We start from the raw sequence: 26025 nt of genomic DNA, 5'->3' as shown, positions 1-26025 counted from the left end.
TATAAATACACTAAAGCTACTCGATAAGGGTAGCTTTTTTTATGTGGTATTGTGTTGAAATGCTTATCTTTAGTTTTTGTAAATGATAGTAATTATGATGAGATATTGTTTTTTAGTTTTATTTGTGTTGGTGGCGTCTGGCAATAGTATGGCTCAGAGTTACGACAAAGTATATATAGAAAAAAAGGATGTAGATGTAAACAATACTATCTATAAGGTGGGACGTACTTTTTATTATTCTTATAAGATTCAAAACAAGGAAGGAGATAGTTTATTTATAGATGCAAAGGATGCAGAGAACTTGACTTCTGTTAAAGATGAGGCACTGCCTGATCAGTTTAAAATGGAGGTTATAGCTCCTGAAAAGGGTAAAAGAACGAATAAAAGACAGACTGAAATAAGATATAGCTTTGAACCTATGACTGATTTTAGATCTTCAACAGGATTGGTAGAGAATGAACAGAATGTATGGTTACACCCAATACGTTCCCATTTCTTTAAAGCATTAGAGACAGCTCCATTTCCTTATGTTCACTTAGGTAAGTCTGTAGGTTATACTTGGTCAGATCAGATGATTATAGGTGATTCTTGGTCTAATCCAGTGTGGGGAGAATGGAAAGGAAAGCTCTTGTTAGACTATACCTACAGGATAGAAAAACAAGAGATGGTTTCTACAGCTTTAGGAGATTTGTCTTGTCTTAAGGTGGTTTCTACAGCTAAGTCTACTTTAGGGGAAACAGAGTTAGTGTCTTATTTTTCTGAACAATATGGATTTGTGAAGATGGAGTATAAGTTGCTAACTGGGCTAAAAATAGTAATAGACTTAGTAAAAGTAGATGGCTTCTAATGGGATAATAGAGCGTATATCAAGTAGGTTTTCTCTATTTTTGTAAATAAAAAAGATGAGTAATGCTGATCAGATACACGACTATACCATAAAAGATATCCTTCGATTATTAGATCAGGAGTATCAGGATAGTGGTATCTATGTAGATGTACAGACTTCTTTTACAGATAATCCTTTAAAACATCCTTATCGCAATGAGAATTATACTTTGCTCTTTGTGACTCAAGGAATGATTACCGTACAGGTAAATCTGATAGAGTATCGATTAGAACCTGGTACCATAACGATTATTCCTCCACAGATGGTTATTCTGTTTAAGGAGTTTAGTCAAGATATTAACTTTATTGCTATTAGTTTTGATCGGGCTTTTGCGATAGAGAATACACATACCCAAAATGAGAAGAGTACTTTCGTCTTACTAACGCCGAATACAGTAACTAAATTAATGCTGAATCAAGAGCAACAAACTTCTTTATTAAGTCTGTGTACTTTACTCAATCATAAGAATACCCAAAAAGGGAAGTCTGCTAATCAAAAAGAAGCTATTAAGCATTTATTTGCTTTGTTTTTATTGGAATTAGTAGATGCGAGTCATTATAATTATAAGGAATTAAAGAGTAATTTGTCTCGAAAGGAAAGCCTTACTATTCAGTTTTTAGAGCTTCTTCAGCTTCATTTTAAATCAGAGAAATTGGTTCGTTTTTATGCTGATAGACTTTGTGTTTCTGAAAGCTATTTAGCTAAGGTGATAAAGGAGATTACGGCTAAGACTATTGGGGAGTTAATAGATGATGCTGTAATAGTTGAGGCACAGTTACTTTTGACTAACTCGACATTGAGTATATCAGAGATAGCAGAATCACTTCATTTTAATACTACTTCATTCTTTGGTAAGTTTTTTAAACGAAAAGTAGGTTGTTCTCCTCGAGAATATCGAAAAAGAATTTGATTATAGGATATAATAAGAGTGAATTAGAACAGTTTTGGGTAACAAATGTTCTTTTTTAATCCTTCAGATTGTTTAAACTTTGTCCTGTTTATATAACATAGTAACGTTTATTGATAAAACAAACTGAAATGAGTAAGCATTATATCACTTGTCAAAAGTGTAAAACAGAGAATGTCAATAGTGATTATTGTACGAATTGTGGAGAGATAATCAATGTGGTTTTACGCCGTCAAATGGAACAACAAAGAGTTGTTAATGAAAGAATACAAAAAGAAGTAAATAGAGAACTAACTAGTTTTGAGAAATTTACTCGTAGAATGCTCAAGCACCCCAATCCTTTTATCAGAGTGCCAGCTATGATAGTCAATGCTATATGGGTGGTAGGGGTATCTATCATGGCTGGGATAGCTTATCTTATTGGATTTATAGCAGCATAGTAGGTCGTTTATTTTTTAAAAAATTAGAATGAGAGGAGCTGTTACAACTTGTAATCGTTCCTCTTTTATACTTGTATGAAGAAAACACTTTTCTATATAGCCCTTTGTATTTCTGTTGTTATCTATGTTTTGCAGAAATCTCATATTGTTTTGCCTGCTTGGGTTAACAATTATGTCAATGATTTTCTGACTCTACCGTTGGCATTGAGTATCTGTCAATACATACTGAGGAAGTTAAAGAAGCAGGCAGATCTTCTATTACCTCTATCGCTTATCCTTTTTGTGGCTTTATATTATAGTGTTTACTTTGAATGGTATTTACCCCAGCAAAATCCTCGTTATACGGGAGATTGGTTAGATTGCGTGATGTATTTTAGTGGAGCAGGTGTGTTTTATCTTCTTAATAATACTGTTTTATTTCGCTTTCGCGAAGAGAATCGCTATAAATAGCTAACTATTATGTGGTGGTATTTCTTTACTTTGTATAAGTAATAGTTGGGATAAATCCCTAAACATTGATATCTATAAATTCGTCAGTATGTTTTATTATCTCAACCCATTAGTGACCATTATTTCAGTCTTAGTAGTTCAAATATTAGGGTATTTAATCTTCTATAAAAAGGGGATTAAGAGGTAGAGATATGCATTATCTGCTCTTATTTTTTTCTTATTCCTGATTGTTTTTCCTTCTGTATTTGTCTCAAAATTATATCCAATAGGTGAGTTCTCTGGCTCTCGATGTGGTATGGTTGACCTTGGTATATATCTGTTTTTTGGGTTTATAGGGATAGGAGGAATGTTAGTAATTCACCTGTTGTTTTGGGCTATAAACAAGTTTTTTTGTACTAATAAGGGTTAGAAACTACGCCAAACTAACCTTTCTTTTAACTAGCTTTAATTGTGTTAGTTGTCTTGTTTTTATATTTAGTTGTATTCTGTATTTTGCTTATTTACAGTATTTTGTGTAAGTGTGTTGTTTTGATTATGGAATGACTACTATTACTGTATTTAGAGCATTTTAAAGCCTTCTAATGAAAGATTTTCATTATTACACTTCCTAATAACTCTTGTGAGGTGTGGTGCTTCTAGTGTTCTTTATAATACTTTTTACTGTTTTGTTAATCGTTTTGAGAAGTAAAATGAGGTGTTTTGAACCTCTTTTAATACTATAATAGCTATCTTAGTATGGCTTTTTAATACAATCACACTTCTTTTTTTGCGCCTCCTTTATATTTTAAATAACCCTTTTTTGGTAGAGTAGCTAGAGGTGCTTTACCCTTTTTTGTGCTTCTATTTGGCAGAAGTATAGTTGTAGTATAACTCCTTTTTTTCACCTCTGTTTACTTTATCAATTAGGAGGGGTCTATTCATTTTACTAAGTTGAGAATTGTTGTTTTTTGTCATTCTGTATTTCTCTGTTTAAGTCTTAATAAGGTATTTGTATTGTGAGTCTTTTTTACAATATAACTAAGACTTTTTTTATGTGCCTTGTTGTTTTGTGTATTAGTTTAATAAAGACATCTTGTTTTATGTCGGTGCAATTTTTATCAGTAAATTATTTTGTTGAAATTGTTATTGATGCTTTGTGTTACTCCTTTAGTGTTTGTGTAAAGTAGAATATATATAATTTGTATTGTTGTGTTAATTATAACTATTTTGTTTGGTGTATTGGATATTTTTTTATTGTACAAGGTGGTTAGTTTAGGAGAGTTTAAGTTTTTAGTCAGGTAGTTTCTTTGAGGTATTAATTTTATGTGCTGGTAATTTGGTTGATTTGACTTACTTTTTTAAAGATTGTTATTTTCTTTTATTACGGTAAAAAGTACTTTTATGTTGCTAGATCTGTTGCGTACGAATTGTAGTTCTTTTTATTTGATGAGCTTTAGTGATAAGCAATAAAGAAGAAGGGAAAGTATGTGTTTTTTTAATACATATATATAAGAGAAGAGTGGGAGATCGTGTCTGGTAGTTTTGTAAAAAAAGGGTGTTTTTGTGTTCTTATACCAATGCTTTTTTGTGTTAGATAAGGAGGTGTTTTGTATTCTATTTAAGAAGGGTTGGGCGATTTTGTATATTAAGTTATGTTGATTATATAAAGTTTTACTTTAAGTGTTGTTTAGCTCAAGTGAAGCTTGATGTGTTTTAGGGGAGTGGCAAATGTCTTGTTTTTGGGATAAAGATTTTTTGTCAAAATGGCAGTCTTTTTAGGAGATATTTTAATGTCATTTTTACTTGTTAAAAATGCTATTTTTAAAGTGAAAATATTTTTTGTTTGAATAAGTATGTATTTAAAGTAATATGATTTAAAACTTTATATGATTCTTGTAAGTTACTGAATATTAATAATTACTATTTTATTTATTTGTTTTGTTTGTTTTTGTGTTTGATATTGTTGTTGTGATTACTATATTTGCAACAACAATATTTAAGTTATGAGTAGTGTAGAGAAGAGTTTTAGGGACTTTGAGAAGGTCTCAAAAGTATGGAAAAAAGCATTAGAAACATATTCTGAAGTGGAAATTTCTAAAAATGGATCAGCAGATCATTGGTCTTTAGGACAGATTTATTTACATCTAATTAATTCTACATTGTATTTTCATGGCAAGCAAATTGAGTGTTGTGTGAAGGCAAAAAACAACTGTAATAAGAGAAAGAATTTTAAGGGATTTATGGTCTATACTATATTAGGTAAATTTCCTCCTGTGAAGATAAAAGTACCTGCTTCGGATGAGTATACTCCTATCACTCCAGTTAGTAAAAAAGAAATTGAACTGGGGTTGCAGAAGGTTGACGAAATGATGTGTGTTTGGAAAGAATTATTAAAAAATGATTTGGGAGGAAAAACACCACATCCCGGCTTTGATTATTTAAACGCTAGTGAGTGGTTTAGATTAATACCGATGCATTGGGCGCATCACTTAAGACAAAAATCAGATAGAGATAATGAATAGATTTGGTAACTTATGTGTTTAATACAAGTGTTTTTTAAAATTGTAATAATTATTAATTATATTGTAATCTATGACTGATCAAATAAGTTTTCCGTTTAGTACTCCAGAGGAAAGTTCAGGATATTTGTTATGGCAAGTAACGATGTTATGGCAAAGAGCTATGAAGAGAGAATTGGATAAATTAGACATTACACATACACAGTTTGTTTTGATGTCTGCTTTGGGATGGTTGTCAAAAGAGGAGAGTAATGTTACACAAATAGATATTGCTAATCACAGTAATACGGATCGTATGATGGTGTCAAAAGTACTTCGAACCCTCGAAGAGAAGAAGGTAATTAAGCGTAAAGATCACCCTGTGGATACACGTGCAAAAGTGATTACTTTAACTCCGAGTGGAGTGGAACTTTTACAAAAAGCATTGAAGGTTGTGGAGGAAGTTGACAATACTTTTTTTAATGTATTGGGACCCTATCGTCCTATTGTTGATCTTAATTTGAAATCATTGTTTGAGAATCACAATCATTCAGAGAGTACTTCGAAGAACGATGAGAAGTAACGTTTCTTAGGCGTGGTTTTTTGTTTAATTCAAAATAACTTGTTTTAAGAGCTTGTTTTTGTTTGAATGAACGAATATTTGATAAATGTGTAAAGTGTTTTAAAACACCTTTTAAAATGCGTTATGAAGTATGTGGATTGCTTGTTTTGAATTGAGTTTTAGAAGACAATTGTGTAAAACAAAAAAGCCAAGGATAAGATTTCTTGGCTTTTTTGTTGTTAGAAGTAACATGAGTTGTAGTTTAATTATCTAACTTCTATTGTAGTTTCTTTATCTAGGCGATTTTTAGGAGTTACAGATGGTTGGTTAGTATCTTCAGAATTTCTGTATCCTATTGCTACAGCAAAAACACTTTTGTAAACTCCATCTTCATTGATAATCTTATCAAACTCTAGGGTATTAATACCCTCCATTGGTGTTGCATCAATTCCCATTGTACCACAAGCTGCTAAGAAGAATCCTAATGAAATATATACTTGATTTTTTAACCAAGCTGTAACCTCTTCTTCCGATTTAGGTTTTAGAAAATTATTGTAATACATTTTAGAACCTTCAGCTGCATTTTCTAAACGCAATTTCTCAAAGTATTCTTTTGTACTTAGTACATTGAACACAATTAAGTGACTAGCATCTTCTATCTTTGTTTGATTAAAAGCTGAGTTACTTGCTAATAGATTTTTTACTTCTGTGCTTTCAACAATAGTAAATTTCCATGGTTGGCTATTAATCGATGAAGGACTTAGTTGTAGTATATCTTTTAATTGTTCTATTTTGTCACCACTTATTTTTTTAGTAGAATCATATTTTTTAGTCGTGTATCTACTCTTAGCAATTTCTAAAAAGCTCATTTTTCTAATATTAAATTAACTATCATTTTTATAGTTGCAAACTTAAGTATAGTGATTTATATTTGCAATAACGGTCAAAAAGTATAGTAACTAATGTATAGTATAGACGATAAAGATTATCCTTGTAGTACGAGTGTGACGATGAGGTTTATAGGAGGTAAATGGAAAGCTGCAATTATAAAGTACCTTGCCGAAAAAAAGAGATACAGTGAGCTTAGAAAAGATTTGGTCAATATCACAGAGCGTACTTTGAGTTTACAACTTAAGGAGTTAGAAGCAGATGGTATTGTCATTAGAACAGTGTATACTAGTAAGCCTCCTCTAAGAGTAGAGTATGAATTGTCTGATTTTGGAAGAACATTGCTTCCTCTTATCCAGACTATTTCTGATTTTGGAAAAGAGATTATCAAGAATAATGACAAGGTGCACGTGGTGAGTCCACCTCCTTGTTCCCTAGAATAACTTAGAAAGGATATTACAGAGATGTAGTATCCTTTTTTTGATTCTGTGTTTAGGGAAAAGGAATAAGTGTTATTTTAGGTGTTTAAAAATGAATTGGTTATGGAGGGAGTAAAAGAACCTTTTGTGTTTAAAGGATTCCAATATGAGGATTTAGACTATGCCATTGAAAACTTTGTGAATGAATATGACTTGCCTTTAGATCCTAAGAAACTTGCGGAAGTAAGGAATGTGGCTGAGATGTTAGATTTAATAGTTAGCTATTTTAAGCAAGAGAAAAAAGAAGACTGTACTTCTCAACAAGCTTTTTATAAACTGAGAACAATTCTTCATAAGTATACAAATGAGTCTGATATAAAGCCGAGTACTCGATTAGAAGAATTATTCCCTAAACAGAATCGTATTGAGAATATTAATAGGGTAGAAGAAGATTTAGGATTTAAGTTACATATCTTAAAAATGAAGGATGACGTTGTTACTATACTTGTGGTTACTTTTTTAGTGTTGTTTGTATTGTTATTTTTTACAACATTGTATGCAATGTTAGGAGGAGTTATTTGGCTCTTTGCTTATAAAGTAGCTGAGGATTATAGGAAGGAGTTTAAAGTAGAGACGGTAGGTGAGTTGGTCAAACTAATGGTTGAGAAAAACTATTTTAAGAGTAGAAGAGATCCTAATACAATGAATGAAAAGGAGCTTAGAGAAATGATTGCTAAGTATTTTGCAGATTGTTTAGGTTTAGAAAGGGAAGAGTTCTTAAATGCTAAGTTTGGATAAAATAAAGATATAGATTATGAAGAAATATTACATACCTGGAATGATCAGTATCATACTACTGCCACTTATGTGTATGTGGTATTTTAGTTATACTAATTCGTATAAGGCTTATAGTGCTATAGTTGTTCGTATGGGAGAGGGTATTGGTGCATGTACTTTTGATGGAAATATTCCTATTGAAAAAATGACTTTTGTTGATTTTAGTTTAAATGGAAATATTGAAAATGATGCTTCAACTGTCAATAAAATAGTAAATGAAATAGACAAAATAGCACAGAATGAAGATTATGATAGTGGAGTTAATATTTTGCTAGGAGAAAAAATGGAGTATGCTAGTTATATTCGTATACTAGAAACGCTTTACCTGAAAGGAGGAATGTATATAGTGCTTGATGATAAGATAATTTGTGTACATGATAAATATTATAATGAAAATATTAATATGCTAGATGATATCATAATTGTTGACTCTATTACAAACGAGCCGTTATTTCCTGAGTTGAAACGCAATCGTACAATGGAGTTTTATGAACAAATGGGTAATAAGAAATACTTGATTCTAGGTAGTTTCTTATTATTAGTCGTTTTTGTTTTTAGAGATTATATCTCAATTAACAAGCATAGAGAGAAAAAATAACAAAGTCGGATATCATAAGGTATTCGGCTTTTTTGTTTCTTACTACTCAGTTCCCCATTTATATTCTCCTATATCCACTACTCTTAAAGAAATGTGAATGCCTATTTTATGGTAGTATAGTCAAGATTTGTGCTATTCTTGATGGAGAAGTGTTTTTACATTTGTACCGTTAATAAAGGGGGCGTGGCTAGTATGTGATTGGTTTTGATTTATTAACAACAGCAATTCTTAGAAATACCACTTTAAAGTATTTTGTAAAGAAAAGTGAAATTAGTGTCTATTCAAACCGAAAAGAATAGTACTGACCTAATCAGCGAGAATCCACACTAATCAAAAAATAGTTTAACTGTAAAGAATTACTTCAAGTTTCACAGTTAAACAAGAAAGGGTCTAAAAATTGTAGATACCTTTTTATCTGTTATAGTAGAGTATATATAGAATTAAAATGTAAAGCGATGCATGAATTGTCAATCGTGAAAGATATCTTTTCTACACTAGAAGAGCACTATGAGGCTAAAGTAGAAGATATTCAGAAAATACAGGTCACAGCAGGGTTGTTATCTAATGTACAGCCTGTGCTGATACAGAACGCCTTTGATGCCTTTATCATCGATAATGAGGTCTATAGAGACATGGAGTTAGAGGTGGTGGTCAATGATATCATAGCGCACTGTCACAGTTGTGATAAAGACTTTAAGGTAGAGTATCACCGATTTGTTTGCCCATGTGGTACTCCGTCAGCTGATATTGTACAAGGCAACGAATTATATATTTCAAAAGTAATATTTAAACAATCATTATAAATCATTATTTATGGCATCGAATCCAAAAAGTTTAGGAAATCGCGTAGGTTCATTACAATGTGATAATACCACATTACACTTGTTAAAAGCAAATGACTTTGTAGCTAATGCTATTAGAGAACGCTTAAAGAATGTTTGTGTTATTAATGTTTGTTCTTCTCCTGGTTCTGGTAAGACAACTTTAATGCAAGAAACAGGTAAACGTCTAGGAAAAGACTTAAACATATCAGTATTAGTAGGTGATCCAGAGACTGATAGAGATGCTGTTCGTATGAAAGAAGTAGGGTTAAATGCACTTCAGATCGTAACAGGAGGAATGTGTCATATTGAAGCACAGATGATTCTTCAAGCTTTAGATCATATTGACCTAGAAGGAACGGATTTATTATTCATAGAGAACGTAGGGAACTTATTATGTCCATCTGCTTTTGATTTAGGAGAAGACTATAGAGTTACTTTATTAGCAACTACAGAAGGAGATGACAAGCCGAAGAAATACCCTCGTATGTTTTTGACTAGTGAATTAATGTTAGTGTCTAAAGCCGACTTACTTCCTTATGTTCCTTTTACAGTAGAGAATGTAACGAAAGATGCTAGAGAGGTTAACCCAAATATCGAAGTATTGACGATTAGTACAACGAATGGAGAGGGAATAGACGAGTGGTGCGAATGGTTAAAAGAACGTGTAAAAGCTAAAAAAGCAAACGCAGCAGAGTAACTCACTTATGCAACAAACAATTTATATAGATGATATTCAACCTCGCGAACGAATTGTTGAGGGAATAGATGTGTTTGAAATCGAATGGTTCGAAACACAAAAGCATCTATTTCATCGATTGACTACTAACGGGGTTGAACTACATCTACTGAAGGAGAATAGGGACTGGCAACACGCTGATGCATTGTATTGTCAAGGAGAATTAATCGCTCAACTTGTTATTAAACCCACTTTAACAATACAGTTTAAATCGGATAAAGGACAAGAGGTAGCTGATTTCTCTTTTTATATAGGCAATAGACATTTACCTGTGTTTATAGAAGGAGATAACACCTTCTTAGTGCCTTATGACGGTAATCTATATGAACAATTGGCAAGCAAGTTTGCAAATAATATTGTGCTAGAGAAGAGACAGTTATTTACTTCTAAACTACTCAAAAAGAAATACAGTAAATAGGGAACTGAAAACTGAAAACAGGAAACTGAAAACAGGAAACAGAAGCCTGATAGTACTGTAAACTGTAAACCGTTAACTGTAAACCGTTAACCGTTAACTGTAAGCTGTTAACTGTAAACCGCAACTCAGTTGTCGCAGATTTGCAATCTGTGACGAGTAAATTCTAAGAATTATGAAATTAAGATATTTATTAACTGTATTGTTTTCACTTGTATTATTACAATCGTGCAAACAAAGTACAGAATCAACACAATCTACAGAACCTACCTCAACAGAGCTTGTAGCTATAGACAGTCGTGGTAAAGAGGTTCGTCTATCTAAGCCTGCTACTAGAGTAGTGGCTTTATACGAGGCTCTGGTAGATGATGTATTTATGTTAGATGCACAAGAGAAGTTAGTGGGGATCCCTCAACAAATTTATTTGAATGAAGATACTTTCTCTTTTCTATCTACTTTAGATAGTCGCATGGCTAAGAAAGAGATTGCCACACCTACTTTCGGTGGAGGGTCTTCTAATGTAGAAGCGATTATAGGACTTCAGCCAGACTTAGTCATCACTTTTGATCAAGATGCAGAAGCTGTAGCTCAACTAGAAGATTTAGGTATCGCTGTGTTTACCATTGCGAGTGAAGATCAAAAAGGAATTATCAGTGAACTTAAGGGAATAGGAACACTACTGGGGAAAGCTGATCGTGCTACTAAAATCACAGATTATATAGAAAAAGAAGTAGTAGAAATGGAAGCTTCTAAAGTAGAAAGCCCAAAGAAAGTATATTATGCTTGGTCTAAAGGACGAGTACTTTCTACTTCGGGTAAAGGTACTTTGATGGATATGGCGATTACACTATCTGGAGCTATTAATGCATGTCCTTTAGAGATGCAAGCTCCTAATGTAGGAGCGGAGATGCTGTACAAATGGAATCCTGATATCATCCTTCTGTGGAACTCTAATGAGCGCGATGTATATGGGTTAAGCGAATTAGCTAATCTACCTGCAGTAGTAAATAAACAAGTAAAGGTCATGAAACCTTCATTCTTATACGATCCTCACACAGTGAAGTTTTTATTATTTGCCAAACAAGTTCGTCAATGGAGTTACCCTGAGTACACAGAAGATGCGCTAAGAGCAGAGATAGATGAAGCGATGAATATATTATACAATACAAAAGGTCAGAAATAAACTATATATGAGATATAGCATTAAAGTTGGGTTATTGTGGATTATTCCTATTTGGTTATTAATAGGGTCTCTTATGTTGGGAACTACGGGGACTTTATCTCCAGCAGAGCTATTTAGCCATACTGTGAAGTGGTTTAGCAGTTCAGAACTTTCTACAGACCCGATAGAGACGATTTTGTGGAAAGTGCGTTTGCCCCGTATTATCTTAACCTTTTTAGTAGGAGCCTCTCTTGCTGTATCAGGAGGAGTGTTACAAGCTATCTTTCGCAACCCTATAGTAGACCCTTTTACTTTAGGTATCTCTTCAGGAGCTGCCTTCGGAGCTGCTCTAGCTATGCTATTTCCTTTTATATCGATTAATCTGTCTGCCTTTGCCTTTGGGATATGTGCTGTAGCATTGACTTATACAGTATCTTATGCAGGGAGTCGTACTTCTATAGTAAGTATGGTCTTGTCAGGAATTATCGTATCAGGAGTATTTACAGCTTTGCTAACCTTGTTACAATATATGAGTGACCCTTATAAACTACAAGCGATAGTACAGTGGACTATGGGAAATTTACACACTGCTTCTTGGTCTAAAGTATACACTGCATTTGCACCTATACTTTTGGGTTTATTTATAATTGTATTACTGCGTTGGAAACTTAACCTTTTGTCGTTAGGAGATAATGAAGCTTTAGCCGTAGGGGTGAACCCGAAGTATTTGAAGCTTGTTCTTATCTGTGTAGCGACGATGATTACTGCTTCTTCGGTAGCTGCAGTTGGAGTGATTAGTCTATTCGGACTGATCGTGCCTCACATGAGTAGAATGGTATTCGGACCTAATAACAATATTGGTGTTTGGGCTAATATCAGTATAGGAGGTTCTTTTCTATTGTTGATAGATGATTTCTCTCGTGCTGTAATGCCTTTTGAGATTCCAGTAGGCGTGTTTACCATGATTATAGGAGCACCTATATTTATTTATTTGATGAAGAAGAGTTTAACCAGTTGGAGCGTATGAGACAGTTGATAGAAATACAAGACTTAGTGTTCTCTTACGCTAAAGAAGTGGTCTTAGACAGGGTGAATGCGTCTTTTGAGCGAGGTAAACTCTCTATTATACTAGGGCGAAATGGAAGTGGTAAGTCTACGATGTTTAATATCCTAGCAGGTTTAGAAAAGAAGTATCACGGACAGGTGTGCTTTGATGGACAAGAACGCAGAATGATTAAACTTGGAAAAGAACAATATATGCGTATAGGATTCTTAAATCAGTTTCATCAGACTACTTTTCCCTTTACAGTGAAAGAAGTTATTCTAACAGGGAGGGCTTCTTTTGCGAAGTTTGCTCCTGCAGAACAAGATTTTCAAGAGGTAGTCGATATATTATCTCGCTTTCAATTATCTCATCTGATAGATAAGCCTTATACCTCACTTTCGGGTGGAGAGCGTCAGTTAGTCTTATTGTGTAGAGTATTAGTGCAAAAGCCAGAGGTGTTGATGCTTGATGAGCCTACTAATCATTTAGATTTACATTATCAGGTAGCAGTATTGAAGTGTATTAAACAATTAGCAGAAGAAGGTACTACTGTACTCTGTGTAATGCATGACCCCAATCTTGCGTTTATGTATGGAGAGCGATTTTATCTGATGCAAAATAAACAGTTGATAGATATTCAAGAGGTACAAGGGGAAGAGTTACACCGATTGTTAGAAGAGACTTATCAGTTGCCATTACACCGTATAGATAATCAAGGCAAACCTATGTTTATGCCTTTAATATAGTTGGTATTATGAATATTCAGATCAGTAAAGTAGAGTTACATCAAGCTCAAGATATAAAAGAATATGTCAAAGCATTTAGAAAAGGTCTTTTTCCTATGCTAGATAGTACTATAGTCCCCCGAGACCTTTTAAACTTTGAACAGACTTATCTTTTGCACCCAGACGGATGTTTTCTACAGGCAAGAGATTGTGATGATAATATCATGGGTGTGATAGGGATGATGCCTTATGATTATCGGTTTTACTATTTAGGTTATAGAGATAGTCGCACAGTAGAGGTCGCTCGTCTTTTTGTAGAGCCTGCTTATCGAAGAATAGGATTGGCAACTAAGTTGTTTAATGCTTTATTAGAAGTATCGAAGGAAAAAGGGATAGATATACTGTATTTACATACGCATCCTTTCTTAACAGGCGCTTTTGAATATTGGCAAAAACAAGGTTTTCAACTCATTAAAACGACGATGTATGGTGAGTTTGAGACACTGCATATGGATAGAACGGTTAGGGATAAATAGTACGGATTATAAATTGTTACTATGAGTTTACAGCACCTCTAGCTTTGAATAAGAATTGAGTGATTATAATGTAAGTTCATGGTGAGTCCGTTAATTTAAGCAAAATAACGGACTCACTAGGGACTCATAACGGACTTACTACGGACTCATTCCCAAGTACTAACAAACTTGAGAATACCTATATCGAATATAAATTAAGAAACACATTTACTAATGAAAACATATTTACGTAAATCAGGAATAATAGCATTGTCTCTATTACTTCCTTATCTCTCTAATGCCCAAACTTCTCAGAAGATATCGGGTAGAATATTAGGAGAGAAGAATAATCCCATAGCTTATGCTACTGTTACGATCGGTACTGATCGTGTAGAAGAGAGTGATGAACGAGGGGAGTTTATGACAGTAGATCAAGTGCAGTTTCCTCTGTTATTACAGATTAATGCCCTAGGCTATAAGCAGAAGTCAGTAGAACTTACAGAGGAGAACTATAAAGAAGGTTTTGTCGTTAAGCTTGAAGAAGATGTGAGTCAATTGCAAGAGATTCTAGTAACGGCAAGAAGAAATAATTCATATTTAACCAACTCTACAGTATTAGGGGGAAAGTACAATGGGAGAATAAAGGATTTGCCTCAGTCTATTTCGATTGTATCAAGTGAGTTAATGGAGGACAAACAAGTGTTCCAAGTAGCAGATGTAATCCCTGATTTGGCAGGTGTAACACAAGCATCTGTATATGATGAGTTTGTTATTCGTGGATTTAAAAGTGGTTATGACAATGGTATTCGTCTAATAAATGGAATGCGTTCTGCCTATGGTTTTGGAGAGAGTTACTATCGTTCGCCGATGACGATTAACTTTGAGAGTATTGAAGTACTTAAAGGACCAGGGGCTTCTTTATTTGGAGATATTGCTCCTGGGGGAACAATTAATATGGTGACTAAAAAACCATTAGAAAATCATAAAGGATTAATTAATTTCTCAGCAGGGAGCTTTGAGACTTTAAGAACTACTATTGATGTAGGAGGACCTATTGATAAAGATAAGAAGATATTATATCGTTTAAATGCAGGGTACGAAAGTTCTAAAATCTTTAGAGATATTAATAACCGCAAGAACTTCGCAGTAGCGCCTTCATTCACGTTTAAACCAGTGGAGGGAACAACGTTTGATGTAGATTTAGTATTCGATCAATTCAATGGTTATTTAGATAGAGGGATGAGTACTAAGGGAGGAGATTTATATGCTTTGCCACGTACATTTACCTTGAGCCAACCTTCAGATTACTTTAAGACCAAGACTACGACACTTAGCGGACGCTTAACACAGCGTATTACAGATAATGTAAATCTACATGTGAATTATATGAAGTCTATCTATGAAGAAGATTTGAATGAACACAGAACACTAAATACGTATGCTAATCCACCTGAGAACACAGTGGTGAATCTGCGTTTCTTTGATCGTCATGGTAAGGAGTATACGGATAACTTCGTGTCGTACTTAAAATGGGATAAATATGGCAAAAATATTGACCACCATATCGTAGTAGGAGTAGATTATGCTCAGTATAAAGGAGATAAAAATAGCTACCAACGCGAGGCGCGAAGTAAGAAAGAGAATGGAGAGGTAGTAGCTTTGACTTTTGACATGAATAATCCTGTATATCAAGGCGCTGATATTACTAATTATGTATGGAGATCAAACACACAATATCCTTTTATGAGCCCTTATAAGAGCACAGGAGTTTATATCCAAGATCAGATCTCTGTAGGAGAAAGATTAAAAATGGTATTGGGATTGAGACATGAGAGTTATAAGTCAGAGAGTACAGATACTAAGGTTCCTTTTACAGCGACTCAAAATGCTTGGCTACCTAGAGTTGGGTTAACTTACCTTATCAATGATAAGATTAATTATTTCGCTAGTTATTCTCAGGGGTATGTGCCAGTGGCTGCTAACTTTGTAGCAAATTATAAAGATTACGGAGCGGATAGTGCGTTTAAGTCAGAGAAGAGTTTCCAGGTAGAGACAGGGTTAAAAACAGGTTTCTTTGATAATCAGCTGCAAATGGATTTCTCTTTATTTAGAATCGAAAGAAGAGACATGCTTATCGGTACAGGACAGTTGACAGAAGCAGGATTACCAGTGTATAGACAGTCAGGTAGAGTAATCTCTCAAGGGGTAGAGTTAGATATGAGAGGACAGCTTACAAAAGAGTTTCAAATTATGGCCAACTATACTTATAATGACACAGAGGTAAAAGAGTCTGCTATCGCTTCAGAAGAAGGACAATTGTTACCTGGAGCTCCTAAGAATTCAGCTAGTATTTGGTTAAAGTATGTTTTTTCAGATACAGCACTTAAAGGGTTGGGATTCGGAGCAGGAGCTTATTATGTCGATCAGAGAAGGTTAAGTGAAAGTGTAGGTAAAGATACTCAGGGGAATGCTCAGTGGGGATATCTACCAGCTTATATGACGGCTAATGCGGCAGTGTATTATCACTTAGATAAATTTAAACTAGCTGTCAATGTGAATAATATATTTGATAAATATTACTTCCTTGGAGGATTTGACTATACAAGAGTGTTCGCAGGCGCACCTCGTAATGTGATGGTGTCATTAGGATACAATTTTTAGATATTTCTATCACAGATTTTAAATTTGTGACAGCAATCTGTGATAACATTTAATATAATTTATTTTAGATAAAAAGAAAACCTTAATAGAGTTTATTCTGTTAAGGTTTTTTTGCATTATTTTAGCATAAGTATTTTAATAGCTCTAATGATGGCAAAACTAAAACAAATAGGTTATACTATTACTTATGATCAACTAGTAGATGAGAAAATAACTCCTAAGGTTGCAAAATTAATGGGAGAGATGCATGAAGTGGCAATACAGGGAAGTAAAAATGGAGATAAGTTATTAGAGAAAACAATTGCTACATACCCTAGTATTCCTCAGTTTAAAAATTATTTATCGATTTGGTATAACACAAAAGGTAATACCAAGAAAGCTATTGAGGTGAATGACAGCATAATAAAAAAGCACCCAGAATATTTATTTGCTAAGGTTAATAAAGCAGCAATGTGTATTGATAATCGAGACTTTGATACGGTTATAAAACTTTTGGGTAGTTCTTTAGACCTTAAGGTATTGTATCCTGAGCGAACAGTATTTCATGTAAGTGAAGTAGAAGCAATGTCTAATATAGCTGTTCAGTATTATGTCTATAAAGGTGATTTTGAGCAAGCCAGAATAAGACTCGATATACTTAAAGAGATAAATCCAGAATCAGTATTAATAGATGCTTTTGAGAATTTTATTCTTGCTACAGAGGTTCTTAGTAAGAGTACTATGGAGACAGAAGATTATATGAGAACAACTATTAAGCAGCCTAAGACAAGAAAGAAGTTAGCACCTAAGTTTAACCATAAAGAGATTGAACTTCTTTACAAACAAGAAATACTTAGTGAAGAAGATGTTCAGATGTTGTTAGCTTTACCACGTACCACTTTGATAAATGACTTAGAGGCTGTGCTAGATGATAGTATTGCTCGTTATACATATTTTAGTAAAGAGGAATTTGATAGTTCTAATTATAATTTTGTTTTTAATAGTTTATTATTATTAAGAGAGTTAAAAGCAACAGAGAGTTTACCTAAATTATTGCATGTATTAGCACAGAGTGAAGAATACTTATACATGTATTTTGCCGATCTGTTGCCTGAATATTTATGGATGATTATCTACGAATTAGGACAAAACCAAATAGAGGTATTATTAGATTACGTCAAAAAACCACTTATATATACTTATTCTAAAACAGCTGTGTTATCTGCTGTTGCACAGTTGGCTTTGCATCAACCTAAAAGACGTAAAGAGGTTATAAAGTGTTTGAAAGCTGTCATGAATTATTATATTCAGGGAAAAGAAGAAGAAATAGATCCTGGTTTTATAGGTCTTTTGATAGGAGATGTTGTTGATATTCAGGCAAAAGAACTATTGCCAGAAATTAAGAAGTTATTTGAATTGGAGTATGTTGATTACATGGCTTGTGGAGATTTAGAAGAGGTTATGATGTATCTTACAGGAGATTTAGATGCAGTATTGCAATTAGAAATTAAGACTATTAGACAAATCAATATGATGTTAGAAGGTAATGAAGAACCTGATGATGATATGGATAGTGTTAGTAATGAGATGTATAATGATTTTATTTTAAATCAGTTCACTAATCATCAAATTGTCAATTCGCAAAAGGTTAATAGAAATGATCCTTGTCCTTGTGGAAGTGGTAAGAAATATAAGAAGTGTTGTTTACTAAAGAATACTAATGCTTAGTCAAGAGAAAATAAAGTATCAAAAACCTCAATAGATGCATTCTATTGAGGTTTTTTATTTGCTAAAAAAGATTAAGCTTATTTGAATTGATTTATTTTATTGGTTTCGTAATCAGTATTTTAGTTGTGGTTAATAATGCTAAAGCTATGTTCGAAAATAAGCATCTAGAATTTAAACAACAGCTAACTTCAGATTTAGAAAAAGAAGTTGTCGCTTTTTTAAATAGCAATGAAGGAGGTGTACTTTATATAGGTATTAATAATAAAGGTATCCCTATAGGAGTAAAGAATCTTGATCAGGATCAACTAGTTATTAAAGATCGGTTAAAGACTAATATACTTCCTTCCTGTTTAGGGCTATTTGATCTAGTTGTTGAAAATACAAAGGGCAAGAATGTTATAAAAATTATTATAGCAGGTGGATCTGAGAAGCCTTATTATATCAAGAAATATGGAATGTCAGAGAAAGGAACATTTATTAGAATAGGAAGCTCTTCAGAACCCATGACCACTAAACTAATAGAAGATTTGTATAGTAAACGAACTAGGAACTCTATTAGTAAGATTAGATCTCCTAAACAACAATTACAGTTCCAGCAACTACATATCTATTTTCAGTTTATCAATAAGACATTAAATGAACAGTTCGCAACTAATCTAGAGCTTTTAACCGAGAAAGAAGAATATAATTATGTTGCTTATCTAATGAGTGACAGTAATAGTGTCTCTGTTAAAGTAGCTCGTTATATAGGGCTAGATAGAGTAGAGTTAGAAGAGAGTAATGAGTTTGGTTATGAATCACTGATAAAAGCAACTCACCAAGTATTAGATAAATTAAATGTAGAGAATCGGACTCTAGCTAAAATCACAGCAAAAGAAAGGAAAGAAAGGCGTTTATGGAATGTAATCGCTTTGAGAGAAGCTGTTTTAAATGCCTTTGTACATAATGATTATACTCGAGAGATCGCTCCTAAGTTTGAGATATTCGATGACCGATTAGAGATTACTTCCTATGGAGGATTGCCTGATGGACTGTCAAAAGAAGAGTTTTTTTATGGTTTCTCTGTACCGCGAAATAAAGAGATTATGCGAATATTTAAAGACCTGGACCTAGTAGAACAGTTAGGGTCCGGTGTCCCTAGAATATTGCAGGCCTATGGTACAGATTGCTTTCAGTTTTCAGAAAACTTCTTGAAGATTACCCTTCCTTCAGCAGAACCAATTGTACTTGTTGAACGTGATAACGTGCAAGATACCATGCAAGATAACGTGCAAGACACCATGCAAGATAACATGCAAGATAACGTGCAGGATAACGTACAAGACACCATGCAAGATAACGTGCAAGATAGCATTCTTGATACCATGCAAGATAGTCCACAAGTTATAGAGCTTTTAAAAGCTTTTATTGATATACACAGTAGAGAAGAATTACAAGAGAAATTAGGGCTACTAAATAGAGATAATTTTAGAAGAAATTACTTGCAAGCAGCACTTGAAAGGGAATATATTGCTTTGACAATACCTGATAAACCTACGAGCCGTAACCAGAAGTACTATTTAACTGAAAAAGGGAAAGCAACAGCAAAGAGTTTACTTAAAAAGAAACCGTAGTAGAATGCTATGAGTTGATTTTATTCTTTAGTAGTGATTATAGGATGTTTGATTTTTTTTAGAAATATGTATTAGTATTGTGGTGTATTTAGCAAGAATGATTACTTCTTTAGGGTTTCAGTATTATTATTTTGGATAAAAACAATGCCGTCGACAACTTCTAGGATATTCATCTTAAGGAACATATTACCTAAAAAACGAGAGTATGTTGCTTGAGCCATAATTTTATCATTTTTATTGAGATAATGAGAAGTTGCTTCTTCGTTGTGATTGGATGCTATGATTTGTTCGATAGAGTTTGGTATTGCTTCTTTTAATTTATGTTTTTTACCATAGAAGCCTAACGAATTTCCACTTATAGCAGTATAAGCTATAAAAGCGTAATCATCTTTAAAGTTATCAGCTAATAGAGACCCTAAAGTGATTCTGTTATTTTGCATAAAAGAAGATTCAATAGCCTTTGGTTTTCTAATAAAATGAGTAGAAGAACCAAATAAGATTATCTTCTCATTAGGATATTGTTCTTTTAAGAATAATATATTCTCATACATTAATTGATCTCTATGATTATCTGAGTCAGTCTTGCTATTTTTTGCTTGTATTTTTTTTATCAGATTGTTTAAAGCTTGTTCTAATACTGGATTACTTTCTATTTGGGTTAGATAACATTGAAGATAGTCATAAACAATATTGTAATCTTTTTTAGTACGAAATAATGCTTTAAGATTGGTAATAGTTATATTTTTAAAGTGCTTCTCAAACTCATTAGAAGATATAGATGTACAACTTAGAGTGGTATCATGAAGAGTTTCTGTTATAGCTTTTGTGAAAATAGTATCTGAATACTCACCAGAGAAGTCAGCATCAAACCCAACTACTTTGATAGGATTACCTTTCTCATATTGTTCTTTTAGATAGATAAACAACTCTTCAAGAGGTTTATTTCTCATGATAAAAAAAATAGCATTATTTATTGTCCCAACTTGGCCAGTGATTTTGTATTGTTCAAAAGCCTGATACACTTCATATAAATTAGATTCAAGAGCAATGATCTTGAAATTATGTTGTTCTACTAGTTCTTTTATTAGTTCTACTCTAAGTGTACTCGCTGTATAATCAGTATGATTCGCATCTCCAAGAGCTACAATTGATTTGTCTTTTATGTCATTGACAATAAGTTTGTTTTGAGCATAATTAGTAGAAATGTAAAGACTACTTAAAAACAATAATAGGTATTGAAATATTTTAATATGTGATGGTAGCATAAGGATATATTTATTATACTAACGAGGAGTGTACGGATTTCGTGTGTCTATTGTTGTACAAGGATAGTAGGGTTGTGTTTCACAGGGAAGTTTACTGAGTTAGCAATGAAGCAATATTCATTGGCTTTATGATGTAGTTCTTTTGCTTTTTCGACCATATCTTTATTAGCTACAACTACCGTAGGATGGAGTGTTACTTCAGTGAATTTACCTTTGCCATCTACTTCTTCTATCATTACACCAGTCACATGATCTGTATATGCTACTACAATAATATTATTTACAGAGCAGAAGTGTAAGTACCACAACATATGGCAAGAAGATAGAGAAGAAATAAGCATATCTTCAGGGTTGTGTCTGGTCTTATCTCCTCTAAAAGCAGGGTCAGATGAGCCAAGAATATGGACTTTATTTTCTATACTGATTCTGTGATCACGTTCATAGTTCTTGTAGTTATCAGTTCCAGTTCCTTTGTTACCTGTCCACTCTATGGTAGCTTGATAGTTATGTGTTTTCATTGTTGTGTGTTTTGTGTTCATAAAGATAAGGACAAGTTTAACGATTTATGTTCTCAATTGCCTATTTTATGGTAGTATAGTCAAGATTTGTGCTATTAGATGGAGTATATAGATTTTATCTTTGTGGCATAATTAAGAACAAGGTATTTAACGCTGTTATGAAAGCATTATCTCGAATTATCGTTTTGTGTTTTTTTCTCTTTCATTTTGGATTTGTATTTGCAAGCCAACGTGTAGAGACAGGGAAGAATTATGCCGTATCAGGTAAGGTTTTGTTATCTGATCAAGTTAGCAAGAAAGATGCATCTAAAGTTTTTTGTCAAATAGAAGTAGAAGTGGAGTATTTAAACTCGTTAGATACTAATGACTTTTCTAGTGATAAAATAGATTTAGGTGATGTACTACACTTTCTGCATACATACGTTTTTAATGAGCGTTTTACTACACCCGCTTTAAGTGAGGACAATGTATCTGCTTATCTGCAACAGCATAGAGCAAAGTACTTATTATACCAGACACTTAAGATTCCTCATGGGATAGTTTAAAAAATAATGGCTACAGGGTAATTGTGGTCAAATCTTTGCTACTTAGTTAATCAATCAATATGTAGCCAATGTAGTTAAATCTATGTTGGAGTGTTATTCTATTTTTTCAATTTTAATTAAAAATATATATGCATTTATTACCGAGAGAAACGGAAAAGTTGCTTTTGCACTTGGCTGGTGAATTAGCCAAAAAACGCAAGGCTAGAGGGGTAAAACTAAATTATCCTGAATCTATAGCCTATATCAGTAGTGAGCTTCTAGAGGCGGCACGAGATGGAAAAACAGTAGCAGAGTTAATGCAGTATGGAGCTACACTATTAACACGTGAAGATGTAATGGACGGAATTGCCGAGATGATTCACGATGTACAAATAGAAGCTACTTTTCCTGATGGAACAAAGCTAGTGACAGTACACAACCCTATTCGATAATTTAATACGAAAACAAATGGTTCCAGGAGAATATTTTATTAAAGAGGAAGATATCATCTGTAATGAAGGTAGAGAGATTACTACCATTACAGTGGTTAATAAAGGAGATAGACCTATCCAAGTGGGGTCTCACTATCATTTTTTTGAAGTAAATAAAATGATGGAGTTCGACCGTGCTGCGGCATTTGGTAAACGATTAAATATTATTGCCAGTACAGCTGTTCGTTTTGAGCCAGGAGAAGAAAAAGAGGTAGACTTAGTACCTTATGCAGGTGCACGAAAGATATATGGACATAACGATTTAGCCAATGGAGAAACAATCTCTGAAGAAGCTAAAGCTATAGCGATGAAAAAAGTAGAGAAACAGTACTTTAAAAACAAATCATTATGAGTTTAAAAGTTGGTAGAGCAAACTACAGTGCGATCTTTGGTCCTACAGTAGGAGATAGAGTGCGTCTAGGAGATACAGAAATCATCATTGAGGTAGAGAAAGACTTTGCAAGTTATGGTGATGAGAGCAAGTTCGGTGGAGGTAAAACTGTACGCGATGGAATGATGCAATCATCTAATCACCTTAGTCATGAAGGGGTGCTAGATATGGTAATTACAGGAGCAATTATTATTGATCACTGGGGTATCGTAAAGGGAGATATTGGTATTAAAGATGGTAAGATAGTAGGTGTAGGTAGAGCAGGTAATCCTGATACGATGGATGATGTAAGCCCTAATATGATTATCGGCGCTTCTACAGAAGTACATGGAGGAGCAGGGTATATCGTTACAGCAGGAGGTATAGATACTCATATTCACTATATCAGTCCTACACAGATAGAGACAGCCCTATACAGTGGAGTGACTACTATGATAGGTGGAGGTACTGGACCTGCAGATGGGACAAATGCGACAACTGTGACTCCTGGTAAATGGTATATGAAGCGCATGATGCAAGCTGTGGATCACTTACCAATGAACTTCGGGTTCTTCGGAAAGGGAAATGTAGGGACAGAACAGCCTATTATTGAACAGATCGAAGCAGGTGCTTTAGGAGTAAAGATACACGAGGATTGGGGAGCTACTCCAGCTACTATCGATAGAGCGTTATCTGTAGCAGATCAATATGATGTGCAGGTAGCGATACATACAGATACGTTAAATGAAGGAGGATTCTTAGAAGACACAATGCAAGCAATTAATGGACGTGTAATCCATACATTTCACACAGAAGGAGCTGGAGGAGGACACGCACCTGATATTATTAAATCGGCTATGTATCCTAATGTATTGCCAGCGTCAACTAACCCAACGAGACCATTTACAAAGAATACAATCGATGAGCACTTAGATATGCTGATGGTGTGTCACCACTTGAGTAAAGATATTCCAGAAGATGTGGCTTTTGCAGATTCGCGTATTCGTCCTGAGACTATTGCGGCTGAAGATATCTTGCAAGATCAAGGAGTATTTAGTATCATGAGTTCTGATTCTCAAGCAATGGGACGTGTAGGTGAAGTAGTCACTAGAACATGGCAAACAGCTGATAAGATGAAGAAACAAATCGGTAGCCTAGCAGAGGATGAGGGAACAGGTAATGATAACTTCCGTGCAAAAAGATATGTAGCGAAGTATACAATCAATCCTGCTATTGCTCATGGGGTATCTAATTATATCGGGTCAATTGAACCAGGTAAAATAGCCGATTTAGTGATATGGAAACCAGCATTATTTGGTGCGAAACCAGAGATGATTATCAAAGGAGGAATGATAGCTGCGTCTAAGATGGGGGATGCGAATGCGTCTATTCCAACGCCTCAACCTATTATCTTGAGAACGATGTATGGGGGACTAGGAAAAGCAGTAACTAATACTTGTTTTAACTTCGTCTCTAAGGTATCTCTAGAAAAAGGTATTCAAGAAGAATATGGAGTAGCTAGAACATTACTTCCGGTGACTAATTGTCGTAATATCTCTAAAGCAGATATGATTCACAATCATGCTACACCAGAGATTATTGTGAATCCTGAGAACTATGAGGTAAGTATAGATGGTAAGAAAATCACTTGTAAACCAATAGATGAGGTAGCACTAGGACAGCGATATTTCTTGTTTTAAAACTATATAAACAACAAACAAATAAACCAACAACAAGAGAATATAAGGGCTTTTTAGCCCTGTATTCTCATTTTTAAGTAAACGTAAGCATGCTAGTAACTCAAGCGATAAGAAATTGTAAGTCAGAAGAGATAGAGAAGCATATCGATTATTTATACATCGAATGGTATCAAGTAGACAAGCGTATCCAGCGTCTAGTGACAGCTGATGGACTATCTATTGCTATTCGTTTTTTAGGTAAAGGGCAGAGTTTAAAAGATGGAGATATCCTATATGAAGACCAGCAAAAAGTAATCATGGTATCTATTTTGCCTTGTGAGGCTATTGCTTTTACTTCATCTGATATGATAACATTAGGTTTAGTGGCTTATGAAATAGGAAATAAACATATCCCACTCTTTGCTGAAGATAATAGTTTATACATGCCTTATGAGCGTTCTATGCAAGAGTGGTTTGATAAAAATGGATATACAACAGAGGTTATAGAAAAGAAGTTGAGATGTCCACTAAATGCAAATGTTGATTTTGAACAGCATAAGAAGTTTACGTTTACACTGCCTAAAGGTAGTTTATCATTAAAATTATAGAATATGCAAGAGTCATTTTTAGGAAGGTTATTGCATTTGGCAGATCCAGCATTACCCATAGGGGGATATACACATTCTAATGGGTTAGAGACCTATGTACAAAATGGGATGGTATGTGATAAGATATCAGCAGATCAGTATATAAGACATAATCTATGGTATAATATTAAGTACAATGATGCAGCACTGATGAAGCTGGCCTATGATGCTACTGTGTTAGGAGATGTCAAAGAATTAATCGCATTGGATCAAGAGTGTAATGCACTAAAAGGGCCAATGGAAATAAGACAAGGTAGTCAGAAGTTAGGATTGCGTTTATATAAGATATTTAGTAGATACAGTGGAGAGCATACTGTAGTACAACGATGGGAACAATTGATTAAGACAAAGGAGACCTATAATCACTATTGTATCCTTTATGGAGTCTTTGCAGCAGTAATGCAAATCCCTTTAGTAGAAGCTATGCATGCATATTACTACAATGCAGCTATAGGTATGGTCACTAATGCGGTAAAGCTAATACCATTAGGGCAATTAGATGGGCAAGATATTCTGTATTACTTACACGATGATTTATTGAAACTAAGTGAAGAGTCGTTAGTAATGGATAGAAACCTTATCGGTCTGTGTAATATTGGTTTTGATATCAGATGTATGCAACACGAACGCCTTTATTCAAGACTTTATTTATCATAAGCAAATA

General features: G+C 33.9%; 28 protein-coding genes. 25 read left to right on the top strand and 3 right to left on the bottom strand.

Annotation, left to right across the window (positions count from 1 at the left end; all coding sequences use genetic code 11):
• The first annotated feature begins 94 nt into the window (after window positions 1-94).
• The 6 genes from BK054_RS16560 to BK054_RS16535 all read left to right on the top strand — a co-directional run bounded on the left by BK054_RS16560 (window position 95) and on the right by BK054_RS16535 (window position 5743).
• Window positions 95-847, top strand: coding sequence for a hypothetical protein (locus BK054_RS16560; protein ID WP_006265654.1), 753 nt, complete (start codon window positions 95-97; stop codon window positions 845-847).
• A 55-nt stretch (window positions 848-902) separates the two neighbouring features.
• Window positions 903-1796 (top strand): AraC family transcriptional regulator, encoded by an 894-nt coding sequence (locus tag BK054_RS16555; protein WP_006265653.1) that lies wholly within the window; start codon window positions 903-905, stop codon window positions 1794-1796.
• 128 nt (window positions 1797-1924) lie between these two features.
• Window positions 1925-2233: a hypothetical protein gene (locus BK054_RS16550; RefSeq protein ID WP_006258246.1), complete on the top strand. Its 309-nt coding sequence runs from the start codon at window positions 1925-1927 to the stop codon at window positions 2231-2233.
• Window positions 2234-2308: 75 nt separating this feature from the next.
• Window positions 2309-2683: a hypothetical protein gene (locus BK054_RS16545; protein ID WP_051009435.1), complete on the top strand. Its 375-nt coding sequence runs from the start codon at window positions 2309-2311 to the stop codon at window positions 2681-2683.
• 1982 nt (window positions 2684-4665) lie between these two features.
• Window positions 4666-5184: a DinB family protein gene (locus tag BK054_RS16540; RefSeq protein WP_071307580.1), complete on the top strand. Its 519-nt coding sequence runs from the start codon at window positions 4666-4668 to the stop codon at window positions 5182-5184.
• A 70-nt stretch (window positions 5185-5254) separates the two neighbouring features.
• Complete coding sequence (locus BK054_RS16535; protein ID WP_071307579.1) at window positions 5255-5743, top strand: MarR family winged helix-turn-helix transcriptional regulator; 489 nt, start codon at window positions 5255-5257, stop codon at window positions 5741-5743.
• 245 nt (window positions 5744-5988) lie between these two features.
• Here the strand turns inward: BK054_RS16535 and BK054_RS16530 are convergent, their stop codons facing one another.
• Complete coding sequence (locus BK054_RS16530) at window positions 5989-6591, bottom strand: nitroreductase family protein (protein WP_006258237.1); 603 nt, start codon at window positions 6589-6591, stop codon at window positions 5989-5991.
• Between the two features lie 93 nt (window positions 6592-6684).
• On the opposite strand from BK054_RS16530, the gene BK054_RS16525 reads away from it, so the two are divergent.
• The 13 genes from BK054_RS16525 to BK054_RS16465 all read left to right on the top strand — a co-directional run bounded on the left by BK054_RS16525 (window position 6685) and on the right by BK054_RS16465 (window position 19867).
• Complete coding sequence (locus tag BK054_RS16525) at window positions 6685-7053, top strand: winged helix-turn-helix transcriptional regulator (RefSeq protein WP_006258236.1); 369 nt, start codon at window positions 6685-6687, stop codon at window positions 7051-7053.
• A gap of 99 nt (window positions 7054-7152) precedes the next feature.
• On the top strand, window positions 7153-7827 hold the full coding sequence (locus BK054_RS16520) for a hypothetical protein (protein WP_006264028.1): 675 nt from the start codon (window positions 7153-7155) through the stop codon (window positions 7825-7827).
• A 16-nt stretch (window positions 7828-7843) separates the two neighbouring features.
• Window positions 7844-8464, top strand: coding sequence for a hypothetical protein (locus tag BK054_RS16515; protein WP_006264027.1), 621 nt, complete (start codon window positions 7844-7846; stop codon window positions 8462-8464).
• 455 nt (window positions 8465-8919) lie between these two features.
• Window positions 8920-9267: a hydrogenase maturation nickel metallochaperone HypA gene (locus BK054_RS16510; protein ID WP_006258232.1), complete on the top strand. Its 348-nt coding sequence runs from the start codon at window positions 8920-8922 to the stop codon at window positions 9265-9267.
• 10 nt (window positions 9268-9277) lie between these two features.
• A complete protein-coding gene (gene hypB, locus BK054_RS16505; RefSeq protein ID WP_006258231.1) occupies window positions 9278-9985 on the top strand; it encodes a hydrogenase nickel incorporation protein HypB in 708 nt (235 codons plus the stop codon).
• 7 nt (window positions 9986-9992) lie between these two features.
• Complete coding sequence (locus BK054_RS16500) at window positions 9993-10442, top strand: urease accessory protein UreE (protein WP_071307578.1); 450 nt, start codon at window positions 9993-9995, stop codon at window positions 10440-10442.
• 172 nt (window positions 10443-10614) lie between these two features.
• Window positions 10615-11622: an ABC transporter substrate-binding protein gene (locus BK054_RS16495; RefSeq protein ID WP_006258229.1), complete on the top strand. Its 1008-nt coding sequence runs from the start codon at window positions 10615-10617 to the stop codon at window positions 11620-11622.
• 7 nt (window positions 11623-11629) lie between these two features.
• Entirely contained in the window at window positions 11630-12628 is a 999-nt protein-coding gene (locus tag BK054_RS16490; protein ID WP_071307577.1) for a FecCD family ABC transporter permease, read from the top strand.
• Window positions 12625-13392 carry an ABC transporter ATP-binding protein gene (locus BK054_RS16485; RefSeq protein ID WP_039329999.1) on the top strand — a complete coding sequence of 256 codons (768 nt, stop codon included), beginning with the start codon at window positions 12625-12627 and terminating at the stop codon, window positions 13390-13392. The genes BK054_RS16490 and BK054_RS16485 overlap by 4 nt, the downstream gene beginning before the upstream one ends.
• An 8-nt stretch (window positions 13393-13400) precedes the next feature.
• Window positions 13401-13907 carry a GNAT family N-acetyltransferase gene (locus BK054_RS16480; RefSeq protein ID WP_071307576.1) on the top strand — a complete coding sequence of 169 codons (507 nt, stop codon included), beginning with the start codon at window positions 13401-13403 and terminating at the stop codon, window positions 13905-13907.
• 213 nt (window positions 13908-14120) lie between these two features.
• Complete coding sequence (locus BK054_RS16475; RefSeq protein WP_071307575.1) at window positions 14121-16547, top strand: TonB-dependent receptor; 2427 nt, start codon at window positions 14121-14123, stop codon at window positions 16545-16547.
• A 147-nt stretch (window positions 16548-16694) separates the two neighbouring features.
• Complete coding sequence (locus BK054_RS16470) at window positions 16695-18254, top strand: DUF1186 domain-containing protein (RefSeq protein WP_232234304.1); 1560 nt, start codon at window positions 16695-16697, stop codon at window positions 18252-18254.
• A 146-nt stretch (window positions 18255-18400) separates the two neighbouring features.
• Window positions 18401-19867 (top strand): Fic family protein, encoded by a 1467-nt coding sequence (locus BK054_RS16465; RefSeq protein ID WP_071307660.1) that lies wholly within the window; start codon window positions 18401-18403, stop codon window positions 19865-19867.
• A gap of 101 nt (window positions 19868-19968) precedes the next feature.
• On the opposite strand, the gene BK054_RS16460 is transcribed toward BK054_RS16465, so the two are convergent.
• Complete coding sequence (locus tag BK054_RS16460; protein WP_071307574.1) at window positions 19969-21132, bottom strand: erythromycin esterase family protein; 1164 nt, start codon at window positions 21130-21132, stop codon at window positions 19969-19971.
• Window positions 21133-21179: 47 nt separating this feature from the next.
• Window positions 21180-21650: an OsmC family protein gene (locus BK054_RS16455; RefSeq protein ID WP_232234303.1), complete on the bottom strand. Its 471-nt coding sequence runs from the start codon at window positions 21648-21650 to the stop codon at window positions 21180-21182.
• Between the two features lie 158 nt (window positions 21651-21808).
• Here BK054_RS16455 and BK054_RS16450 point away from each other — a divergent pair, with 158 nt between their 5' ends.
• The 6 genes from BK054_RS16450 (at window position 21809) to BK054_RS16425 (ending at window position 26018) form a co-directional block, all read left to right on the top strand.
• A complete protein-coding gene (locus tag BK054_RS16450) occupies window positions 21809-22195 on the top strand; it encodes a hypothetical protein (RefSeq protein WP_071307572.1) in 387 nt (128 codons plus the stop codon).
• A gap of 128 nt (window positions 22196-22323) precedes the next feature.
• A complete protein-coding gene (ureA, locus tag BK054_RS16445; RefSeq protein ID WP_006258220.1) occupies window positions 22324-22626 on the top strand; it encodes an urease subunit gamma in 303 nt (100 codons plus the stop codon).
• A gap of 16 nt (window positions 22627-22642) precedes the next feature.
• Window positions 22643-23017 (top strand): urease subunit beta, encoded by a 375-nt coding sequence (gene ureB, locus BK054_RS16440; RefSeq protein WP_006261509.1) that lies wholly within the window; start codon window positions 22643-22645, stop codon window positions 23015-23017.
• A complete protein-coding gene (ureC, locus tag BK054_RS16435; protein ID WP_006264016.1) occupies window positions 23014-24735 on the top strand; it encodes an urease subunit alpha in 1722 nt (573 codons plus the stop codon). Before ureB ends, ureC begins: the two co-directional genes overlap by 4 nt.
• Before the next feature lie 89 nt (window positions 24736-24824).
• Complete coding sequence (locus BK054_RS16430) at window positions 24825-25322, top strand: urease accessory protein UreE (protein ID WP_071307571.1); 498 nt, start codon at window positions 24825-24827, stop codon at window positions 25320-25322.
• A gap of 3 nt (window positions 25323-25325) precedes the next feature.
• Entirely contained in the window at window positions 25326-26018 is a 693-nt protein-coding gene (locus BK054_RS16425) for an urease accessory protein UreF (protein WP_071307570.1), read from the top strand.
• Window positions 26019-26025: the final 7 nt, after the last annotated feature.

It is taken from the genome of Myroides sp. ZB35 (assembly GCF_001865835.1).
Lineage (GTDB): Bacteria > Bacteroidota > Bacteroidia > Flavobacteriales > Flavobacteriaceae > Flavobacterium > Flavobacterium odoratimimum.
Note: the sequence above shows the minus strand (reverse complement) of the source record. Positions and strands in the feature narration are given on the sequence as shown.

Excerpts from the sequence above, each read along its gene's own strand:
- BK054_RS16560 (WP_006265654.1), top strand. The coding sequence starts at position 95 with ATGATGAGATATTGTTTTTTAGTTTTATTTGTGTTGGTGGCGTCTGGC.
- BK054_RS16555 (WP_006265653.1), top strand. The coding sequence starts at position 903 with ATGAGTAATGCTGATCAGATACACGACTATACCATAAAAGATATCCTT.
- BK054_RS16550 (WP_006258246.1), top strand. The coding sequence starts at position 1,925 with ATGAGTAAGCATTATATCACTTGTCAAAAGTGTAAAACAGAGAATGTC.
- BK054_RS16545 (WP_051009435.1), top strand. The coding sequence starts at position 2,309 with ATGAAGAAAACACTTTTCTATATAGCCCTTTGTATTTCTGTTGTTATC.
- BK054_RS16540 (WP_071307580.1), top strand. The coding sequence starts at position 4,666 with ATGAGTAGTGTAGAGAAGAGTTTTAGGGACTTTGAGAAGGTCTCAAAA.
- BK054_RS16535 (WP_071307579.1), top strand. The coding sequence starts at position 5,255 with ATGACTGATCAAATAAGTTTTCCGTTTAGTACTCCAGAGGAAAGTTCA.
- BK054_RS16530 (WP_006258237.1), bottom strand. The coding sequence starts at position 6,591 with ATGAGCTTTTTAGAAATTGCTAAGAGTAGATACACGACTAAAAAATAT.
- BK054_RS16525 (WP_006258236.1), top strand. The coding sequence starts at position 6,685 with ATGTATAGTATAGACGATAAAGATTATCCTTGTAGTACGAGTGTGACG.
- BK054_RS16520 (WP_006264028.1), top strand. The coding sequence starts at position 7,153 with ATGGAGGGAGTAAAAGAACCTTTTGTGTTTAAAGGATTCCAATATGAG.
- BK054_RS16515 (WP_006264027.1), top strand. The coding sequence starts at position 7,844 with ATGAAGAAATATTACATACCTGGAATGATCAGTATCATACTACTGCCA.
- BK054_RS16510 (WP_006258232.1), top strand. The coding sequence starts at position 8,920 with ATGCATGAATTGTCAATCGTGAAAGATATCTTTTCTACACTAGAAGAG.
- hypB (WP_006258231.1), top strand. The coding sequence starts at position 9,278 with ATGGCATCGAATCCAAAAAGTTTAGGAAATCGCGTAGGTTCATTACAA.
- BK054_RS16500 (WP_071307578.1), top strand. The coding sequence starts at position 9,993 with ATGCAACAAACAATTTATATAGATGATATTCAACCTCGCGAACGAATT.
- BK054_RS16495 (WP_006258229.1), top strand. The coding sequence starts at position 10,615 with ATGAAATTAAGATATTTATTAACTGTATTGTTTTCACTTGTATTATTA.
- BK054_RS16490 (WP_071307577.1), top strand. The coding sequence starts at position 11,630 with ATGAGATATAGCATTAAAGTTGGGTTATTGTGGATTATTCCTATTTGG.
- BK054_RS16485 (WP_039329999.1), top strand. The coding sequence starts at position 12,625 with ATGAGACAGTTGATAGAAATACAAGACTTAGTGTTCTCTTACGCTAAA.
- BK054_RS16480 (WP_071307576.1), top strand. The coding sequence starts at position 13,401 with ATGAATATTCAGATCAGTAAAGTAGAGTTACATCAAGCTCAAGATATA.
- BK054_RS16475 (WP_071307575.1), top strand. The coding sequence starts at position 14,121 with ATGAAAACATATTTACGTAAATCAGGAATAATAGCATTGTCTCTATTA.
- BK054_RS16470 (WP_232234304.1), top strand. The coding sequence starts at position 16,695 with ATGATGGCAAAACTAAAACAAATAGGTTATACTATTACTTATGATCAA.
- BK054_RS16465 (WP_071307660.1), top strand. The coding sequence starts at position 18,401 with ATGTTCGAAAATAAGCATCTAGAATTTAAACAACAGCTAACTTCAGAT.
- BK054_RS16460 (WP_071307574.1), bottom strand. The coding sequence starts at position 21,132 with ATGCTACCATCACATATTAAAATATTTCAATACCTATTATTGTTTTTA.
- BK054_RS16455 (WP_232234303.1), bottom strand. The coding sequence starts at position 21,650 with ATGAAAACACATAACTATCAAGCTACCATAGAGTGGACAGGTAACAAA.
- BK054_RS16450 (WP_071307572.1), top strand. The coding sequence starts at position 21,809 with ATGAAAGCATTATCTCGAATTATCGTTTTGTGTTTTTTTCTCTTTCAT.
- ureA (WP_006258220.1), top strand. The coding sequence starts at position 22,324 with ATGCATTTATTACCGAGAGAAACGGAAAAGTTGCTTTTGCACTTGGCT.
- ureB (WP_006261509.1), top strand. The coding sequence starts at position 22,643 with ATGGTTCCAGGAGAATATTTTATTAAAGAGGAAGATATCATCTGTAAT.
- ureC (WP_006264016.1), top strand. The coding sequence starts at position 23,014 with ATGAGTTTAAAAGTTGGTAGAGCAAACTACAGTGCGATCTTTGGTCCT.
- BK054_RS16430 (WP_071307571.1), top strand. The coding sequence starts at position 24,825 with ATGCTAGTAACTCAAGCGATAAGAAATTGTAAGTCAGAAGAGATAGAG.
- BK054_RS16425 (WP_071307570.1), top strand. The coding sequence starts at position 25,326 with ATGCAAGAGTCATTTTTAGGAAGGTTATTGCATTTGGCAGATCCAGCA.